General features: G+C 61.7%; 18 protein-coding genes and 2 pseudogenes. 15 read left to right on the top strand and 5 right to left on the bottom strand.

The annotated features are described in order from the left end of the window. Window positions 1–256 precede the first annotated feature (256 nt). From CCO03_RS15070 to CCO03_RS15060, 3 genes are all read left to right on the top strand, one after another. Complete coding sequence (locus CCO03_RS15070) at window positions 257–928, top strand: HAD family hydrolase (protein ID WP_087282384.1); 672 nt, start codon at window positions 257–259, stop codon at window positions 926–928. 54 nt (window positions 929–982) lie between these two features. After that, window positions 983–1,351 carry a Rieske (2Fe-2S) protein gene (locus tag CCO03_RS15065; protein ID WP_087282382.1) on the top strand — a complete coding sequence of 123 codons (369 nt, stop codon included), beginning with the start codon at window positions 983–985 and terminating at the stop codon, window positions 1,349–1,351. A gap of 126 nt (window positions 1,352–1,477) precedes the next feature. After that, the gene (locus CCO03_RS15060) at window positions 1,478–2,485 is read left to right on the top strand and encodes a S49 family peptidase (RefSeq protein ID WP_087282380.1); all 1,008 of its coding nucleotides are present in this window, start codon (window positions 1,478–1,480) and stop codon (window positions 2,483–2,485) included. Between the two features lie 399 nt (window positions 2,486–2,884). Here CCO03_RS15060 and grxD read toward each other — a convergent pair whose 3' ends face one another. Together grxD and CCO03_RS15050 are read right to left on the bottom strand one after the other, a co-directional pair. Continuing rightward, window positions 2,885–3,142 (bottom strand): Grx4 family monothiol glutaredoxin, encoded by a 258-nt coding sequence (grxD, locus tag CCO03_RS15055; protein WP_236904153.1) that lies wholly within the window; start codon window positions 3,140–3,142, stop codon window positions 2,885–2,887. A gap of 237 nt (window positions 3,143–3,379) precedes the next feature. After that, window positions 3,380–4,093, bottom strand: a complete 714-nt coding sequence (locus tag CCO03_RS15050; RefSeq protein ID WP_157667714.1) for a hypothetical protein — start codon at window positions 4,091–4,093, stop codon at window positions 3,380–3,382. Between the two features lie 182 nt (window positions 4,094–4,275). On the opposite strand from CCO03_RS15050, the gene CCO03_RS15045 reads away from it, so the two are divergent. The 3 genes from CCO03_RS15045 to CCO03_RS15035 all read left to right on the top strand — a co-directional run bounded on the left by CCO03_RS15045 (window position 4,276) and on the right by CCO03_RS15035 (window position 6,042). Then, window positions 4,276–5,004 carry a 16S rRNA pseudouridine(516) synthase gene (locus tag CCO03_RS15045; RefSeq protein WP_087284758.1) on the top strand — a complete coding sequence of 243 codons (729 nt, stop codon included), beginning with the start codon at window positions 4,276–4,278 and terminating at the stop codon, window positions 5,002–5,004. 32 nt (window positions 5,005–5,036) lie between these two features. Further along, the gene (locus tag CCO03_RS15040) at window positions 5,037–5,561 is read left to right on the top strand and encodes a YbaK/EbsC family protein (RefSeq protein WP_087282374.1); all 525 of its coding nucleotides are present in this window, start codon (window positions 5,037–5,039) and stop codon (window positions 5,559–5,561) included. A 118-nt stretch (window positions 5,562–5,679) separates the two neighbouring features. Further along, window positions 5,680–6,042 (top strand): hypothetical protein, encoded by a 363-nt coding sequence (locus tag CCO03_RS15035; protein ID WP_087282372.1) that lies wholly within the window; start codon window positions 5,680–5,682, stop codon window positions 6,040–6,042. Window positions 6,043–6,413: 371 nt separating this feature from the next. Here the strand turns inward: CCO03_RS15035 and CCO03_RS19875 are convergent. Further along, window positions 6,414–6,530 (bottom strand): annotated as a pseudogene (locus CCO03_RS19875) (translation elongation factor Ts); the annotation flags it as partial. An 88-nt stretch (window positions 6,531–6,618) separates the two neighbouring features. Between CCO03_RS19875 and CCO03_RS15025 the strand changes: the two are divergent. The 8 genes from CCO03_RS15025 to purT all read left to right on the top strand — a co-directional run bounded on the left by CCO03_RS15025 (window position 6,619) and on the right by purT (window position 16,070). Continuing rightward, on the top strand, window positions 6,619–7,695 hold the full coding sequence (locus CCO03_RS15025) for a 6-phosphofructokinase (protein ID WP_087282368.1): 1,077 nt from the start codon (window positions 6,619–6,621) through the stop codon (window positions 7,693–7,695). 635 nt (window positions 7,696–8,330) lie between these two features. Continuing rightward, on the top strand, window positions 8,331–8,840 hold the full coding sequence (locus tag CCO03_RS20515) for a GspH/FimT family pseudopilin (protein WP_169717478.1): 510 nt from the start codon (window positions 8,331–8,333) through the stop codon (window positions 8,838–8,840). Further along, on the top strand, window positions 8,837–9,451 hold the full coding sequence (gene pilV, locus CCO03_RS15015; RefSeq protein WP_087282364.1) for a type IV pilus modification protein PilV: 615 nt from the start codon (window positions 8,837–8,839) through the stop codon (window positions 9,449–9,451). The genes CCO03_RS20515 and pilV overlap by 4 nt, the downstream gene beginning before the upstream one ends. After that, window positions 9,448–10,242 (top strand): PilW family protein, encoded by a 795-nt coding sequence (locus CCO03_RS15010; RefSeq protein ID WP_157667712.1) that lies wholly within the window; start codon window positions 9,448–9,450, stop codon window positions 10,240–10,242. Before pilV ends, CCO03_RS15010 begins: the two co-directional genes overlap by 4 nt. A 2-nt stretch (window positions 10,243–10,244) precedes the next feature. Then, window positions 10,245–10,970 carry a pilus assembly PilX family protein gene (locus CCO03_RS15005; RefSeq protein ID WP_087282360.1) on the top strand — a complete coding sequence of 242 codons (726 nt, stop codon included), beginning with the start codon at window positions 10,245–10,247 and terminating at the stop codon, window positions 10,968–10,970. 37 nt (window positions 10,971–11,007) lie between these two features. Beyond that, a complete protein-coding gene (locus tag CCO03_RS15000; RefSeq protein WP_157667711.1) occupies window positions 11,008–14,241 on the top strand; it encodes a PilC/PilY family type IV pilus protein in 3,234 nt (1,077 codons plus the stop codon). Between the two features lie 13 nt (window positions 14,242–14,254). After that, window positions 14,255–14,695 (top strand): type IV pilin protein, encoded by a 441-nt coding sequence (locus CCO03_RS14995; RefSeq protein ID WP_087282355.1) that lies wholly within the window; start codon window positions 14,255–14,257, stop codon window positions 14,693–14,695. 133 nt (window positions 14,696–14,828) lie between these two features. After that, complete coding sequence (gene purT / locus CCO03_RS14990; RefSeq protein ID WP_087282353.1) at window positions 14,829–16,070, top strand: formate-dependent phosphoribosylglycinamide formyltransferase; 1,242 nt, start codon at window positions 14,829–14,831, stop codon at window positions 16,068–16,070. A gap of 707 nt (window positions 16,071–16,777) precedes the next feature. On the opposite strand, the gene CCO03_RS14985 is transcribed toward purT, so the two are convergent. After that, the gene (locus tag CCO03_RS14985; RefSeq protein ID WP_157667710.1) at window positions 16,778–17,161 is read right to left on the bottom strand and encodes a hypothetical protein; all 384 of its coding nucleotides are present in this window, start codon (window positions 17,159–17,161) and stop codon (window positions 16,778–16,780) included. A 326-nt stretch (window positions 17,162–17,487) separates the two neighbouring features. On the opposite strand from CCO03_RS14985, the gene CCO03_RS14980 reads away from it, so the two are divergent. Further along, on the top strand, window positions 17,488–18,147 hold the full coding sequence (locus CCO03_RS14980; protein WP_087282348.1) for an alpha/beta hydrolase: 660 nt from the start codon (window positions 17,488–17,490) through the stop codon (window positions 18,145–18,147). A 193-nt stretch (window positions 18,148–18,340) separates the two neighbouring features. Here CCO03_RS14980 and CCO03_RS20510 read toward each other — a convergent pair. Continuing rightward, window positions 18,341–18,451, bottom strand: a pseudogene (locus CCO03_RS20510) (branched-chain amino acid ABC transporter permease); the annotation flags it as partial. Window positions 18,452–18,717 lie beyond the last annotated feature (266 nt).

Genomic DNA, 18,717 nt, shown 5'->3' with positions numbered 1-18,717 from the left:
ATGGCGCGCCGACGCCGGTGCGTTCCGCATGCTCGTCTGGCTACAACAGGCTCAGATCAGCCGGGGCTACCGGCGGTCAACGGGCATGGCGGCTTGCTGGCCATCGCAAGGGCCGTCGTGCTGAGTGCTGCACGTGGCCAACTCAAGCAACGCGCGATCACCCACGCGGCCAAGTGATCGGCCGCGCACGAGTGGCGTCAGCGGACCTGCGCGGACGCGGGCACAATGCGCGGTTTTGCAGCCAGACCCCACGTCCATGACCATTGCCTCGCGTCCCCAGCGCTATGACCTGATTGCCTTCGACTGGGATGGCACCTTGTACAACTCCACGGGCTTGATCACGCGTTGCATCCAGAACGCCGTGGTGGCCGTGGGTGGTCAGCGCCCCACGGCGCAGGCGGCAGCATGGGTGATTGGCATGGCGCTGCCGGCGGCGCTCGCCCATGCGGCGCCGGACGTGCCGCCCGAGCGCTATCCCGAGCTGAATGCGTTCTACCGCGACGAGTACCTGGCGCACCATGACGACATCGAGCTGTTCGACGGCGTGTTGCCCATGCTGGCCAGCCTGCGCGCCAAGCACCACTGGCTCACCGTGGCCACGGGCAAAAGCCGGGCCGGCCTGAATCGCGTGCTGGAGGCGCCGCAGTTTCAGGGGGTGTTCGACGGGTCGCGCACGGCCGATGAGACCGCGGGCAAGCCTCATCCGCGCATGTTGCACGAACTCATGCGCGAGTTCGGCGTGGAACCCGAACGCACGTTGATGGTGGGGGACACCACGCACGACCTGCAGATGGCCCGCAATGCGGGCTGTGATTGCGTGGCCGTGTCGTATGGCGCCCATGACCCGGCCGAGTTCAAGCCCTTCGAGCCGCGTTTCATCGCCCGCGATTCGCATGCGTTGGCCGATTGGCTGATCACCCACGCTTGACGCGGCGCAGCGGCAGGCGGTTGGGGCGCCTCGGCAATGCGTTATCGTCCAGGCATGTCAGAACCGATTGATGTGTGCGCCAGCGAGGAGCTGGCAGAAGGCGGCTTGGCCGTGTCGTTCGACGTGGTGTATCGGGGCGAGTCTTGCCGGGCCTTCGCCGTGCGCTTCGAGGGCAGGGTGTTCGCCTACCTGAACCGCTGCACCCACGTGGCCATGGAAATGGACTACCAGCCCAACCGCTTTTTCGACGACACCGGCCAGTGGCTGCTGTGTGCCACGCATGGCGCGGCCTATGCGCCGGACACCGGCGCCTGCGCGGGCGGGCCGTGCAGCAGCAACCTGGTGAGGCTGGATCTGCACGAGGCCCATGGCCGCGTGTGCTGGACGCCGACGGCCGACCTGCAGGCTGTGAATTTCGACTGATTCTGCAGGGGTATGTGCCCATGCTCGATTAATGTAAATCGGAGCCTAGGGCATACTGCCTGATTATCCATTGGCAGGCTGCGTCCACACGCCTCCTCCATCCACCGATTGTTCAAAGAGAGTCCCATGTCCACAGAACCCACCATGCTGCCGCCCAGCTCGTCCGCCACAGGGCCCGCGGGGGTGAGCTGGGAGCGCGCGACCATTGAAAAACTGGTGCTGGCCAACATGAAGGAACAGCGGGCCACGCGGCGCTGGAAGGTGTTCCTTCGCCTGCTGATGGTGGCCTTGCTGGCGGGTTACCTGTGGGTGCTGTACCTGGGCGTGAGCGGCAAAGGGCTGGCCGGCAAGGCCGACGATGCGGTCGCCGGTCCGCACACGGCCGTGGTGGACATCAAAGGGGCGATTGCAGCCGACAAGGAGGCGAACGCCGACGACATCAACAAGGCCATGCGGCGCGCGTTGAAGGAGGACAACGTCCAGGCGCTGGTGCTGCGCATCGACTCGCCTGGCGGCAGCCCGGTGCAGGCTGGCATGGTGTACGACGAGGTGCGTCGCTTGCGCGCCGAGCACAAGAAGCCCATCTATGCCGTCATCGAGGACACCGGGGCCTCGGCGGCGTACTACATCGCGTCGGCTGCCGATCAGGTCTATGCCGACAAGGCCAGCATCGTGGGCAGCATTGGTGTGCTGATGAACGGCTTTGGCTTCACGGGCCTGATGGACAAGGTGGGCGTGGAGCGCCGGCTGATCACCGCCGGCGAGAACAAGGGCTTTCTGGATCCTTTCAGCCCGCAGACGCCAGAGGACATGGCCAAGGCCAAGGCGATGCTGGCGCAGATTCACCAGCAGTTCATCCGCGTGGTGCGCCAGGGCCGCGGTGACCGGCTGAAGGAGACGCCGGAGACTTTCTCCGGCTTGTTCTGGACCGGTGAGCAAGCCAAGACCCTGGGCCTGGTGGATGAGCTCAAGGACCTGCGTGCCGTGGCGCGCGACGTGGTCAAGGCCGAGAAGCTGGTGGACTACAGCACGCAACCCAACCCCATCGATCGCCTGGCCAAGCGCTTTGGCATGGCGGTGGGTGCGGGCGCCGTGCAGGCCGTGCAGCAGACGGGCGGTGTGGACCTGCGCTGAGCGCAGCCTCGTCGCTGTTCACCCTGGAGGGGTGCTTTTTGGCGAAGCGGTCTCGCTGCTGGCCTCACGGGTTGCAGGCTGTGCGGTGGGTGAGGGCGGGGCATCCAGCTCGGCGGGCGACACCAGGCTCATCAGACCGGATGGGCTGCTCGGCTTTCAGCCGATTGCAGGCCTGCCGACAGACGCTGCGGTACCCGGACATGCCAGGGGTCCGCGTCAGGGAAGCAAGGGCCAGCACGCACTGCATCCGACCCTCGCAAAGCCAAGGCCTGCTCCCTCTCGGGGGCTGCCCATGAAAAAAGCGACCCTCAGGGTCGCTTTTTTCATGGGAGTATGGCGCTGTTTCCGTTCATCAATGAACGGGAATGGCTGGATACTCCTGTGATCGCATTAATTCAATCAACCGTTGATGAGTTTTTGCAGCTCGCCCGATTCGTACATCTCCATCATGATGTCCGAGCCCCCCACGAACTCGCCCTTGACGTAGAGCTGCGGGATCGTGGGCCAGTTGCTGTACTCCTTGATGCCTTGGCGGACTTCGGGGTCCTCCAGCACGTTCACCGTGGCCAAACCACGCGTGTCCACGCCGCAGGCCTTGAGGATCTGCACGGCACGGCCGGAAAAACCGCACATGGGGAAGCTGGCGCTGCCTTTCATGAACAGCACGATGTCGTTGCCTTTGACGAGGTCGTCAATGCGTTGTTGGGCACTCACTGGGCACTCCTTGCCGAAAATGTGGTGCGCCCCGGTGGGCGCTTCAGCCGCAATTATTTCACTGGTGCAGCCGGGTTGCTCGGCGCAGGGAAGAAGCGGGCCCGCGCAGACGAGGTGGGCGCCGGTCTGCGCTGGTCGTGGCCTGGCGCTGCAACGCATCGGCCGCGGCGCCGCAGCCGATCACGGCTGTTGCCAGACGCTGGTGGGCGGGTCCTGATCCTTCAGGTCCGACAGGTCGCCCAGCTCGGACGGGCGGAAGTCGGCGCGGCGATCGCGTTGGCGATCGAGCAGGCGCAGCAGGTGCGAGCGCGCATCCTGCAACTGGTGTTCGGCCTCGTCTTGAAGCGGTGCGCGCTGGGTGACGTCGGCCTCGTCGCTGTCCTGGTGGTTCAGGATGGCCACGCGGATGGCGGCCGCCGAGGGCAGGGCCGTGCCCTGGATGATCTCGTAGGCGATGCCGAGATCGGCCAGGATGCCTTGCTTGACATGCTGGGCACTGCTCATGGCCTGGTTGTTGCCCACCAGGTCGATGCAGCCGTGCACCTGGCCGTTGCGGTCGGCAATGGTGAAGGTGGCGTACAAGCCGTTGAGCACGTGGTAGTGCGTGCGGGCGACCTGCACGTCGGTGGGCGACGTGAAGCGCGAAAATGGCAGCTTGACGAGCACGCGGTGCTGCGGAAAGCTCGCGCGCAGCCAGCGCCAGATGATGGATTCGTTGTGGCTGACCACCGCGCGGGGTTGCAGCGGCCAGTGCTCGGGCAGGGATGGGGCGGACGGCGTGTCCGGGGTCTCGCGGGCTTGCCGCTTGCGGGCCAGCACATGGTTCAGCGCCGCGCCCGCCGCCAGACCGGCCACACCCAGCAGCATGGCCAACAGAAGGGATTCACCTGACATGGCTCGGACTCGTTGGCGACATGGCGTGCGCCCGTTTCCGGACGGGCTCTCAAACTGTGGTTTTGTGTATTTTCGCGAAAGTAGATGTAATTGTCCGTGCATTCATGCTCACTTCCTCGGGTCTTGGCCGGTGAGGGCCTTTGCTTGGAAAGGCGTCCCACATGAACCGTCCCGCCCAGATGTTGTCCGCCGAGGACATGCTGTATTCCCAGGGCTTTGGCACCCGGCGCGTCTGCGCGGGCCTCATCCAGCGCGGCAGCCTGCGGGTGCAAGGCCGGGTCGTGGCCGACGCCGGCCAGCCCTTGGCGCTGGATGGCCTGCAGTTCGAACTGGATGGTGAGGCGTGGCCGTACCAGGCCAAGGCCTACCTGATGCTGCACAAGCCTGAGGGCACCGAGTGCTCGCAAAAGCCGTCGGCCTGGCCCAGCGTCTACACCTTGTTGCCAGCACCGCTGCGCCAGCGCCCGGTCAAGGGCTCGGCGCCGGGCGTGCAGGCGGTGGGGCGCCTGGACCAGGACACCACCGGCCTGTTGCTGCTGTCCGACGATGGCACCTTCATCCACCGCATGAGTTCGCCCAAACGCAAGCAGCCCAAGGTGTACGAGGTCAGCCTCAAGCACGCCGCTACACCGGCCTTGTGCCAGGCGCTGCTGGCCGGGGTGCAGTTGGTGGATGAGCGCGAGACCCTGGCGGCCCATGCGGCCGAGCTCGTGGCGCCGCAGCACCTGCGGCTCACCCTGCTGCAAGGCAAGTACCACCAGGTCAAGCGCATGGTGGCGGCTGCCGGCAACCGGGTTGAAGGGCTGCACCGCTCGCAGATCGGTCAGCTGAAGCTGGACGAGGCCTTGGCACCGGGGCACTGGCGCTGGCTGAGGCCCGCTGATCTGGCGGCGCTCGATGGCCAGGGCTGAGGGCGTGCGCCGCAGCCGTTAGCATCGCGGGCATGTGTGGTGCAGAACTCCTTCCCCTTCCCGATGGCGTGCAGCGCGTGGCGCGTTGGCTCGCTGAGCGTGGCCATGCCGATCTACCGCAGATGCTGAACGGCGCGGCGCGCACGGCGCAGCAGGCTGCCGACGCCTTGGGTGTGCAGCTGGGCCAGATTGCGAAAAGCATCATCTTCAGGCGCCAGGCCGACGACGCGGCTGTGCTCGTCGTTACCTCGGGCGACTTGCGCGTGGACGAGGCCCAGGTGGCGGCACGGGTCGGTCCCATCGGCCGCGCCGACGCCGCGTTCGTGAAGGCCGCCACGGGCTTTTCGATCGGCGGCGTGGCGCCCGTGGCCCACCAGCCTGCTGCGGCCCCCGAAGGCGCTGCGCCACTGGTCGTGCTGGTCGACGAGCAATTGGCGCGCTTTGACACCATCTGGGCCGCGGCCGGGCATCCGCATGCGGTGTTCCGGCTCACCGTGGATGACCTCGTCCGCTGGACGGGGCAGCCCGCGGGCCCGGTGACGCAGGCCGCGGCTTGAGGTGGCCAGCAGGCCCGGCAGGCCAGTTGTGTCATGGGTCAATGATTTGAGCAGTATGCAGCCATTGCCGTTGAATTAATAACGGAGATGGATGCATACCCCTTTGCATCGATGTGACATGCCGGACCTGCATTACCTCGACTTCGACACCTGCGACGGCGCCGACGGCGTGACCACCTGGGACGCCATGGCCTGCGTGCGCGTCGAACACGTCACGCAGTGGCTGGCCGAGGTGCAAGCCCTGCTGCGCTGGGCGCACAGCCAGTTCGGACCGGCACTGCCGTTGGACGAAGGCGGCACGTGGGATGTCGACCTGCAGGCGCAGGACGATGCCGGTCAGCCCTTGGCCATCCGGGGCGACGCCCACAATGGCACCCTGGCCGTGGACGCCGCCAGCGACGGGCGGACCACGCTGGTGCTCACCCTCACCGGCAGCGAAGCCTTCGCACAGGCCTTGCGCGAGACCTGGGGCGTGGGCTGACGGCGCGCCGGTTGCGGGCTCGCCGGCTCGATCCAGGGGGCTGTTCCTGGGTGACAGGTTGTGGTGAGTTGGCTGGCCTCCAGCGCGTGGCGACGGCCAGCGCCGCGGCTGTTCGTGTGCTGCGCCTAAAAACGGGCAGCGCTGGATCGGATGGCCGAACTGGCCCGGGCAGGCGATTGCCCACAGGTCGCGACAGCGAATGCGCAAGGTTCGCGGTTCGCGGCGTACGGGCCAGTGCCTGCGGGCACCGGGCGAAGGGCCTGCGTGGCGCAGAAGCCGGGGCCAGGGGAGGGCGCCGCGCCCGGTCGCCGACAGGTACGCATCTCACCCATGATGAAGCGTTCCCTCGCAAAGCTGGGTGCCTCCGTGAAGCCCAGTTTGACGCGCAGCAGCTCTTCCGCCTTGACCATGTCGCCGTTGGCCTCGGTCAGGGCCTTCTTGCATTCGATCATGGGGGCGTCGGTCTTGGCGCGCAGTTCAGCGACCATCACGCGCCCGCAGCCAGCGTTGCCCGCGCTGCCCGCGCTGCCGCGACAATCAGCCTCTTTGCACGGGCACAGCCCACAAGGACCTCACGTGAAAGTCGGCATCCTCACTGGCGGCGGCGATTGCCCCGGCCTCAATGCGGTGATTCGCTCCGTCACCAAGTCGCTCATCAACCATGGCCAGTGCGAGGTCCTGGGCATTGCCGACGGGTTTGAAGGGCTGATGGCGCCTGAGCCGGCGATCAAGGCGCTCACCTGGGACCAAGTCTCGGGCATCCTGCACGAGGGCGGCACCATCCTCGGCACCAGCAACTCGGCCAACCCGCTGAAGGACGAGGCCACGTTGGCCCAGGTGAAACGCAACGTTCAGGCGCTGGGGCTGGACGTGGTGGTGGCCATCGGCGGCGACGGCACCATGTCGCTTGCCCATGGCCTGGCGCAGCGTGTGGGCCTGGCCTGCGTGGGCGTGCCCAAGACCATCGACAACGACATTGCCACCTGCGAGCGCAGTTTTGGCTTTGACACGGCGGTGGCCACCGTGACCGAAAGCCTGCGCCGCATCGAAAGCACGGCCATGAGCCACCACCGCGTGATGATCGTCGAGACCATGGGCCGGCATGCCGGCTGGCTGGCCCTGGAAGGCGGCGTGGCCGGCGCGGCCGATGTCATCCTGTTGCCCGAGATCGACTTTGAACTGGACACGGTCTTGGCCGTGTGCCGCGAACGCGAACAGCGTCAGCGTTACACCCTGATCTGCATCGGCGAGGGTGCCAAGGAGAGCGGTGCCAGCCAAACCGTGCGGGAGCTGGTCGGGGGCAGCCCAGACCCCGTGCGCCTGGGCGGTGTGGGCCATGTGCTGCGCGCGCGCCTGCAGCCGCACCTGCGCAGCGAAGTGCGCACCACCGTGCTGGGTCACCTGCAGCGCGGCGGCGACCCCACGCCCTTCGACCGCGTGCTGGCCACCCGCTTTGGTCACCACGCGGCGCAGTTGGTCATCGCCGGGCAGTCGGGCTGCATGGTCACCCTGCAGCATGGCCGCATTGGCCACGTGCCCATGGCCACCGTGGCGAACCAGCAGCGCACCGTGCCGGTCGACGACCCCTTGCTGAGCACAGCGCGCGACATCGGCATTTGCCTGGGGGATGTGGTGCCGCGTGTTGTGGCTTGAAGGTGGGTCCCCGCTTGATGCGGCCTGCGCTCATTGCGGGTAGGCGATGAGGCTTTGTGTTCGCCGGCTGGGCGCCAGTCGAAGGTTTGGCGTTTGAGCGCTGTGAATTAAACGGGCGGGCTGTCATCCTGTGGAGCGCCAGCCGGTGAGTCCTGGCGCTGCGTCGTCCCAACTGCGAGCGCACAGGATGCGGATCGAGCTCGAGCAAGTGGGTCACCTGTCTTGTGGCTTCAGGAATGTTCGGGTGAAGAGCTCACCGGATCGGGAGGATGACTGGGTGCTGCATGCCCGAAGAAGTTGACGCTCAGCTTGAAGAGCTGCGTGGCCATGAGCTGTGCAACGCACCGATGCGCTGCGCCCCGGGATATGGGCCCTCAATTTGACGAGATCCGCGCATCAAAAAGCAATGCGCGCCCTGCCCATGACTCAGGCCTTGGTATCGGGTTAAGTCAGACGCTCGGTGCCTGAGCGTCTCAAGCCTCACGCAGGCGAGCTCCGCGAACCGTGAAACACGTCACGCACGGCAGCGTGAAAAGTGGCGCCCACAACCGTTGACGCAGCGGCCGTGACCGCTGGGCTGCAGTGCTCTGTACGTGATGTTGCAATCATTACACTCGCCACAAAGGGGTCCAAGCATGTACCGGAACAGAGGTTTCACCGCCATCGAATTGATGGTCGTCATCGCCATCGTTGCCATCCTGGCGGCGCTGGCGCTGCCGAGTTTTGCGCAGCTGATCCGAAAGTGGCAAATGACTCAGGTCGAGAACGGTCTGATCGACGCGATTTATTTGGCACGTAGCGAGGCGGTGAAATGGGGAGGGAGCGTCCGATTGGCCAAGATTCCGAATACCGGAACCTGTTCGGGTACGGCACAGGATTGGAGCTGTGGATGGCAGGTAACCCTGGTTGCTACAGCAACGCGCCCTTTGCCGTCAGGCTTTGTCAATCCCATCAAACTGGTCAAGGCCAATGAAAAGATTGATGTCATGACCAAATCGCTTACTGTGCTCAATTTGAATCAATGGGGTAATCCTAATGCGGGCTTCGGAATCAATTTGCAGCACCGCGGTGACAACAGCATGCTCAGGTGCGTGAACCTGTCATCGGGTGGGCGCGTGGAAGTCATTGACGGAATTTGTCCATGAGATACACGACCATGCGCATTCATTCACATAGACGTCAGCGCGGTGCCACGCTCATCGAGTCGCTGGTTTCACTGGTCATCCTCGCCATTGCCGTCATTGGCATGTTGGGCGTGCAGGTGCGGACGTTGATGGAAACCAACACCGCTGCTGGCCGCACCCAGGCCATGTTGCTCATCAACGATCTGTCTGAGCGCATCAAGGCGAACCCAGGCGGATACCAGGCTCTGCCGGACTATGTCTTCAAGGACACCACGACACCCGCGAGCGGAAACTGCGACAGTGCCTGCGACGCCACTGCCTTGGCTTCTTACGACGTGGCCCAGTGGTTGGGAAATTTCAAGGCGACCTTGCCAGGTGCCAAGGTAGAGACCTTCATTTCCCAAGACAACGCTGCAGACACCACGGGTACGCGCCAGTTGGGCGTGCTGGTGGGTTGGTTGCTGCGCGAACGAGAAGGACAAGACAGCGGCGATACCACCAAACTTGCCCAAGCCTTTGACATCAGCACCGATGCTGCCAAAGCGGTGTCGGGCATGGTCAACTCCGACGTCAACAGCGGCAGTGGTTGCTGGGACGGCTACATCTGCCACCTCACCTACATCGAGCCATGAACGCCCTGCAGCAACGCGTGCGCATGCCCCGCCTCGAAGCGGGTATGACGCTGGTCGAGTTGATGATTTCCATCACCATCGGCCTGTTCATCATCGGCGCTGCCCTCATGGTGTTTCAAAGCACCAGTGGCATTGGGCGTCAGATCTCCGAAGTGGCGCAATTGCGGCAACAAGGTGCCACGGCATTCCGAGTCATTGCCAAGCAGGTGAGTGAAGCCGGTTCGGTTGAACCCGACTACAACGACGAGAACAACAACTTTCGCTTTGCAGATAAATTTACCTGGACGGGAAGCTCGGCGATTGCCAATTGGACCCCACCTACAGGAACGGATTTTCTCAGCATCTCTCAGCAAGTCCAGACGAGCTCTGACTATCAGGCATTGCTTCGAAATTGCCTGGGCCAAACTGTAAAAAAATCGGGATCTGACGACACGACGAGAAGCAGTTTCTACATCAAGCCTGTCAGCGGAAAAAGCTATGGCGAACTGATGTGTGAGACGGGGGCCAACGATGGTGGGCAGCCCATCATCAGCAATGTTGCGGCATTCAAGGTGCGTTATCGAGTGCGTCCCAGCGCCACCAACATCACCGCCAAACAATTTGTAGATAACCCTACAAGCTGGGGTTTGGTGGATGCGGTCGAGGTGTGTTTGGATCTTGTCGGCGACCGCAATACACCCACAGATGACAGCACTTATACCGATTGTGATGGGGATTCCACCGTCAGCCGGGGTAACCGCTTGCATGTGGTACAGCGCAGTCTGTTCACCGTGTATTCGGCGCAGAGGTAATCATGCGAAGTTGGAAAAAACAAACAGGCATCTCACTGTTCATCGTGATGGTGATTGTCTTGCTGACGGCAATCGTGGTTGCCATGGGGTTCAAAAGTTCACTGTTCAACGAAACGGTTACGGGCAATACGGCTGAATATCAGCGAACCTATGAAGCGGCGCAGGCCTTGGTCGGCGATGCTGAGCTGGACATCATGCGCCAGAGTGCCACAGGTAAAACCTGTGCAGGTACACATTGCCGCACCTTCCTGGGCCCCATCAACGATGCCGATGCACCCGATGGGACAATTTATTTTCCCATGGCCGATCAACTGTCTGAGGTGCAGGCGGCCTTGCATGGAACCGAGACGGGGTGCATTGCGGGGATATGCAAACCGTTGCTGAAATTGAAAGATGGACAATATCAACCCTACGCGTTTTGGGATGATGCCGCATTGCTGGCAAAGCTGAAAAAAAGAGCGGCTCACTACGGTCAGTACACGTATGGCGCAACCAGCCCGGCTGTATCCGCATCAGATGCCAAAGCCAATCCGAGATTGAGTTCAAACAATTCGTGGTATTGGGTGGAGGTGTTGCCATACGCCACCGCGACGGCTGTTTTTGGTGGAACTGCCCTGGCACCTACAGACATGGATGCAGTTTATCGGATTACTGCATTGGTTCAGGGGCAGCGCAACACGCAAACGGTCATTCAGAAGATTGTCGTGGGTAAGTCGTCCGCTCGCTGATTGAAGAAAAATTTTGATTTGAATGGAGAGGTGTGACATGAAGAAATTTCAAATTTGCAAGCTTTCTCTCGCATTGGGGGCTTGTGGTTTGCTGACAGTCATGCCTGCAAGTGCAGGAAAGTTAAGTTTTGCAGAAGCGCCAGCAGGCTCTATTGTGGTTACGCCGCCTCCGCCAAATTTAATCTTGACGCTGGATAATTCGACGAGTATGCGGGATAATAAGGATGGAGGGGTTTTGTCTCGCTTCGATAATTTAAAGGCTGCACTGGTTACAGCTTTTTCATCAACCAATGTTCCCGAGAATTCAATTCGACTTGGTTGGAATACATTAAATAATTTTACGCTAAACAGGAAGACGTATTCGTGTGCATCTTTTTCGGCATCTGCCAATAGTTGCGGGGCTGAAGGTAATATTGTTAGACCCCTGACTGAGGCACATCGAAATAATTTTATCAGTTGGGTCAATAATATTTTTACATCCAGCGGTAGTACGCCTACTCATAATGCCTATCAGACTGCTCTGGCAGAATATGATAAGCCATATAGTCAAATTAATAGTCCATGGGCGGAATCTCCTGGTACCCGGGTCGGGGATTATTTGACTTGCAGAAAGTCTTATGTCATGTTGTTGACAGATGGTGAATATAACATTTCTCAGAGCAATGGGGTTGAATTCAATTCGTCAACGGATCTGGATGGGGTGGGTAGGGTTTTAGGGGATGGCTCAACTAGCTATCCGCCAGCCTCGGTGAATTCTGCAAACATCTATAAACAAGCCCAAAATTCTTCTAATTCATACAAAAATACACTTGCAGACTTGGCCTTTCATTATTGGGCTAAAGATGCTGATGGAATCTCGGGTAACAACAACGTTAAAGCGCTTAGTCGTATAACGACTGTTCAGAATGGGATTGATCCTTTCTGGAATCCTCAGAACGACCCTGCCACCTGGCAGCATGTGAGTACCTACACTATCGGTTATGGTAAGACAGCTTCGGGTTGGAATTCCAGTCCCAAGCTGGCGACGGGTGAAACGTTGTTTGATAGTGCTGACTTGAAACGACTCATGTTGGGCACATTGAGCTGGCCTACGCATACATGGAGTGGCAATTCACTTTACATGGAAATGATGCATGCGGCTATCAATGGTCGCGGAAAATATTATCCCGCTACAACTCAGCAGGAATTGGTTGACGCCATCAAAGACCTGTTGACGGACGTGATTCCGGTGCCTCAACAGCAAGTGACCTCGGCCACGGGGAGCACACTGTCAGCTTATGCGGATTCTGATGCGTATTACACGTCTTATGACACAGAGCAATGGTCGGGCGATGTGACTGCGGTGACCCTGAAGTCTGTGGCCAACGGTGGCGGTGTTGCTGCCACGAGTCCCTGGACGGGCACGGCCGCTAGTCAGCTCACCTCAACGGGCGCCACCGCACGGAAAATTTTCACAGCGCAGGTTGATTTGACAGGTGCGACTCCCGTGTGGAGTGGCCATCCATTCAACTGGACGGACTTGAGCGCGGATCAACAAACCGCCTTGCGCGGTACCGCCACGGTTAATCCCACCACCACCACGCTGGGTACGAATCGGCTGGCCTATTTGCGCGGAGATCGGACGAAGGAGCAAAAGAACGGGGGCAGCTTTCGGAATCGTGCTTCCATGCTGGGTGACATCGTGAATTCCGACGTTTGGTTCATGAAGGGCGTGCCCAATGCAGGCTACACCACCGGGGACTACCTGGACTTTGTAGCCGACAAGAAAAATCGAACCAATGCCCTGTTCGTCGGTGCCAACGACGGCATGCTGCATGCCTTTGATGCGGACGATGGCAGTGAGCTGTTTGCCTATGTGCCCCTGGGGGCTTATGCCAATTTGGCCAGTCTTACGGACCCAGGTTATTCGCACAAGTACTTTGTTGATGGATCGCCGTTCACAGCTGATTACTGCAAGACTTATTCGGGTTCGAGGTGTTCCAGCTGGGGCACGATGCTTGTGGGCTTCATGGGGGCCGGCGGCAAAGGGTATTTCATGATCGATGTCACCGATCCGGCTGCTGTGGCTGCGACATCGGTGAAGATGGACACCACCAATGGGGTGCTGCCTGGCAACAGCGCTGCCGACCCGGACATCGGCTACATCTTTCAGAAACCAGTCAGAGAGAAAAGCAACGCCTTGTCGTCACGCCAGATCGTGCGCATGAACAATGACAAATGGGCCTTGGTGACTGGCAATGGTTACAACAGCACCGATGAGAAGGCAGTGCTGATCATTCAGTACCTTGATGGCTCTGCGCCTGAGAAGATTTATGCCGATGCGACCTTGAATGGCAGCAACGGTTTGTCTGCACCACGTTTGATCGATTTGAACGGCGACGGCCGGGTTGATGTGGCTTACGCGGGTGACCTGCGCGGCAAACTGTATAAATTTGACTTGGCCAGTACTACGGCAAGCGAATGGCGCGTGGCTGGAGGGGGCGCGATGTTCAAGGCCTTGAATGACGACGGCGCTGAGCAGCCCATCACCACAGCGCCGGTGTACATGGTTCATCCCAGCGGGGGCTTGGTGGTGACCTTTGGAACGGGGCGAAACGTGACCTTGGCAGATCGCGGAGATGAGTCGGTTCAGTCTTTCTACGGCCTGTATGACTATGGCTTTGAGCTGAAGACAACGGGCGGCTATTCGGCGGGCGGTGTCACGGTGTCGGCTGCAGCAGACATGACCAAAGCCAGCTGGAGTCCGTTGCCGGGCACGCGCGGCACCAGCATGGTTGAACAGACCTTCACCAGTGAATGGTCCACCAGCAGCAACACGACCAAAGACGAAAACGGAGACGGCCAAGTCGATGAGGATTTCGCCAACGTGATCGGCACCACCAAGCGGGGTTGGTACCTCGACCTGCCGGTTGAGCGTGAGCGTGTGTTGCGCAACCCCACGTGGTTCGACGGCGAACTGCTTTCGTTGTATTCGGACGTGCCCGCAGTCGCTGCTGTCAGCAACGATCCCTGTGAGGCTGTGGAAACATCCGCTGCCGTTGGCTATCGCACAGTGGTCAACGGCGTGACGGGCAATGCACCGCAGAACTCAAGTCTGTTTGCAGAGACGGGTGGCAATCGCGAAGAAACCAAACCCGGGGATGTGGATACGAAGACAGGTGATGAAGGCAAAACAAACTGTGTGGGGCAGGACTGCGAGACCACCGACCCACGCTATGTTGAGTTGGGGGGGCGTTTCTTCAAGGTGCCGAGCTGGCGCCAGATGCAGTGAGTGGGCGGAAACCATGAACAGCCGATTCTTCTCTCCCAAACCACAGCCTAAGCATGTGCGTCAGCACGGGTTCACTTTGATCGAGGTCATGATTGTGGTGGCCATTCTGGCGATCCTGGCGGCGATTGCATTGCCCGCATACAGCGAGTATGTGATGCGCAGCAAGCGCGCCGATGCCAAGGCGGGTTTGCAGGCCGCGGCCGTGTGGGTGGAACGCGTGTCCACCTCCACGGGCAAGTATCCCGCGGATGCGGATTTTCCGGCTGCCTTGCAGACGGTGAAATCGGACGCTTACACCATTTCGTATGCCCAAAGTGGCAGCGGTTACACCCTGACGGCCACTGCCAAAGGCGGTCAAGCCAATGACAAGTGCAAGGATTTCACGTTGACCAACACCGGTGTGCAGGACGTTGTTGGTGCGAGCTTGCCAGCCACCGAGTGTTGGGCACGCTGAAAAAGACACTGTTTGCAGTTTCGACTGGGTATGGTCGCACTGCTGCTCTTTCAAGGGCGGACGTGCGGCCATACTGCTTTCATGAGGTGCGTCAAGCTATGATGCCACTTTGCACCATCGCCGGATTCACCCCATGACCACGCTTGGAACCCCGCTCTCCTCCCATGCCACCAAAGTCATGCTGCTGGGCAGTGGCGAGCTGGGCAAGGAGGTGCTGATGTCCCTCCAGCGCTTGGGGGTCGAGACGATTGCGGTGGACCGTTACGACCACGCCCCCGGCCACCAGGTGGCGCATCACGCGCGGACCATCACCATGAGTGATCCGGCCCAGCTCAAGGCCTTGATCGAAGCCGAGAAGCCTGACTTGGTGGTGCCGGAGATCGAAGCCATTGCCACGCCCATGTTGGAGGAGCTGGAGGCCGCGGGAGGCGTCCGTGTGATTCCCACGGCGCGTGCGGCGCGCCTCACCATGGACCGCGAGGGCATTCGCCGGTTGGCAGCCGAGACGCTGGGGCTGCCGACCAGCCCCTATCGCTTCTGTGATTCACTGGCCGAGCTGCAAGCCGCCATCACCGGGGCCGACGGTCAACCTGCCATCGGCTATCCCTGCGTGGTCAAGCCGGTGATGAGCAGCTCGGGCAAAGGGCAGAGCAAGGTCGACGGCCCAGAAGACGTGGCCTGCGCCTGGGACTACGCGATGGAGGGCGGCCGCGTGGCCAAAGGTCGCGTGATCGTGGAAGGGTTCATCGATTTCGACTACGAGATCACGTTGCTCACGGTGCGCGCACGAAACGCGCAGGGCGAGATCGAAACGCAGTTTTGCGAGCCCATTGGCCACCTGCAACAAAGCGGCGACTACGTGGAGAGCTGGCAGCCACAGCCCATGCAGGCGGCCGCGTTGCAGTCGGCGCGGGCCATCGCCAAGGCAGTGACCGACAACCTGGGGCAGGGGCGGGATGGCCAGCCGTCTGGCCTGGGGTTGTATGGCGTCGAGCTGTTTGTCCAAGGCGACCAGGTGTGGTTCAGCGAGGTGTCACCGCGTCCGCACGACACTGGCTTGGTGACCTTGGCCACGCAGTGGCAAAGCGAGTTTGAGCTGCATGCACGAGCAATCCTGGGCTTGCCTGTGGACACCCGCTTGCGCAATGCCGGTGCCAGCGCCGTGATCTACGGGGGGGTGGACGGCCACGGCCTGGTGTTCGACGGCGTGGCGGAGGCGCTGTCGGTGCCCGACAGCGACCTGCGCTTGTTCGGCAAGCCCGAGGGGTTTGTGAAACGGCGCATGGGCGTGGCCTTGGCCCGTGCCGAGGCCGTGCCCGAGGCGCGCGAACGCGCCCGACTGGCCGCCAGCAGGGTCAAGCCGCGCTTGCCCTGAGTGGTCGGTGGCGCGCAGCCGGCTTCTGCCAGCCGATGGGCGGCCATGCGAGGTCTAGCTGCGACAGACGATCGTGGTCCACGGCTCAATTTCCGCTTTTGAAGCCGGCGCATGCCTTTGCCAACGCGCTGCCAATGGCATTTCTGCTGGTGCTCAAAATGTTGCTTCACTGGATCGCACAAATTGAGGCCAAGCGAAGGCGCGTTCACGCATCTAGATCCCAGATGCGAAGAGCAAGGTCTGACGATGTGCTGCTCGCTGATCCAAGCATCGGCATCCTCACGGGTCGGGAGTCGCGACCACGCGCGCCAACAAGCGGCTTCAAGCTCATCACTGGAGGACCGCGTGAGCATCCATCGCAGACAGCCGAGGTGCGCAACACCATGTCTCGACCAGGATTCCAAGCTTGCCGATTGCACGACGGCAAACATGCTGCAGGGCAGCAGTCGAGCACGGCTTCGCTGCGGGGGCGAGCCCTCGGGTTTGGACGCGAATCACCTCGAATGCATAATTTTGGAGAGGTATGCTCTTCTTCTCGTCTGTATTAAGATGCGAAGCAATGCATACTGCCTGCGTTCGATATGCAGGAAGAGCGTGCACCTGGGGGTTAATGCACCGTTTGCCTGTTCGGGCCATCGATAGCCTGAATCAGCTCGACGCTGCATTGCAGGCCAGTGAGGTTGGTTGACTGACGCCGTGGCGGGGCGTCAGTCGATCTGGGTCAGTTTGGGCTCGCCGCGCGTGATGACGTGCACGCATTCGAGGGCGGTCAGCAGCGAGTAGTGGCGCACGTCGCTGCCCACACAATGGAGCAGGGCCGTGTGTTCGCGCAGGTAGTCGAGCAGGCTCGAGGACTGGTGCAGGCCAATGGTGCCGCCAACGCGGGCACCCTCGTCCTTTTTCTGCATGCATTCGTCGAAGACCTGGTGGAAGACCACGTCACTGAACACCACCAGGTAACGGTCGTCCTTGAAGGCCGAGGCATTCGCTTGCGAATCGCTGCGGATGTCCAGGCTCAGCACGCCGTCGCTGTAGTTCAGGTGAGACAAATGCCAGCGATAGTAAGGACGATCGTCAAGCGCGGTTTTCATGGAATGCGGGGTTTCTGAGGGCAGCAAGCGGACGAATACAGGGCCTTCTACCTTCAGCAATTGACGGCCTTCAAGCTCGATCCGGCGTACCAGGCGATGCCAGTGTTGCGGGACCTTGGAGGACGGATTCAAGCTCGAATGTACGATTTGAAATACTTTACACCGAAAGTATGCGTGCTTGGGGCCACGCGACCGGCGGTGTCACGACGGTGTTGTGCGCGAGCATCGACGCCGTGAATTGCATTATCGTCACTTCACGCGCGGCCCGGTTTCGGGCCCTCGCGGTTCATGGTCTTTGCCGACGATGGCATTCCTCGAGGACATTCATGCACGTTCATCACCTGTATCGCCCTGCCAACATTGCGCCCGATCAAGCCGCCTGGTTGCTCGTGCTGCTGCACGGCGTGGGCAGCAACGAGGCCGACTTGTTCAGCCTGGCGCCTGCGGTGCCAGCCCCTTTTCATGTGGTGAGCCTGCGCGCGCCGTTTGCCATGGGGCCCGACAGCCATGCCTGGTTTGCGTTCGACGTGCTGCCCGATGGCGGGCGCCGCATCGATGCCGCTCAAGAGGCCACCAGCCGTGAACTGCTGGGCCAGGTGCTGGATCAGCTGCAGGCTGCCCTGGCCGTGCCGCCCGAGCGAACGGTGCTGGGAGGCTTCAGCCAAGGCGGCATCATGGCCATGAGCCTGTTGTTGACCGAGCCGCAGCGCATGGGGGCGGCCATGGCTTTGCACAGCCGGCTGCTGCCCGAGGTGTCGGAGCGGATGGCCGCACCCGAGGCGCTCGCCGGGCACGCGCTGTGGGTCAGCCATGGCCTGCAGGACGACGTGATCCCCATCGCCCAGGCGCGTGCCACACGCGACTTTGTCCGGGATTTGCCCTTGGCGCTGAGCTACCACGAGTTCAACGGTCAGCACGACATCCCCCTCGATGAACTGCAAGCCGCCATGGCGTGGCTGGATGGATTGACCGCGGATTCCGTGTGAGGCGGACCGAGCGTCGACCCCGTGCGTGTCTTGACGTCGAGCCAAGCGCCGGCGGTTCGCGCTCGAGGGAACGGACTGGATTGAGCCTGGATGCGGTCGAGTGCCCGCTGTGGCTGTCCGCAGCCTGGCCGGCTCGCCCAAGACCAGCTTCTCAGCCTCACGCGTTGGCGGCCCTTCTCCATCTCGGCGTGGTCGGCGCGTTGTGCCCTTGGGCCTCAGCCATCTGGGGATGCGTGAGCGCCGCCTGGATGACCAGGCCGGTGCGAGCTCGCGTGAGCACCAGCCAGAGCGGCAACAGCGGCAGCGGCACGCTACCCTGCGACTACAGCAGCGCTGTGGACGGCAAATCGGCGCAGTCTGCCCACCCCTTTCTCGCACGTCAGGGCGCCAGGCGCTGAGCGGCGGCCCAAGTCGCTCGCCGGCTGGCGTCGGCAAGCCGAATTCGCGCGTTCGGGTTGAGCTTGTGTGTTCTGCAGCCCGCGCGCGAGTTGGGTCTGAGCAACCGGGCGCATCGGCGCAGGGCCCATGATGAGGTGGCCGATTTGTCAGGGGGCGTCCCGTGAATGGGGG

Source organism: Comamonas serinivorans, from assembly GCF_002158865.1.
Lineage (GTDB): Bacteria > Pseudomonadota > Gammaproteobacteria > Burkholderiales > Burkholderiaceae_C > Comamonas_E > Comamonas_E serinivorans.
The sequence above is the reverse complement of the archived record's forward strand: the minus strand, read 5'-3'. Positions and strand labels throughout refer to the sequence as shown.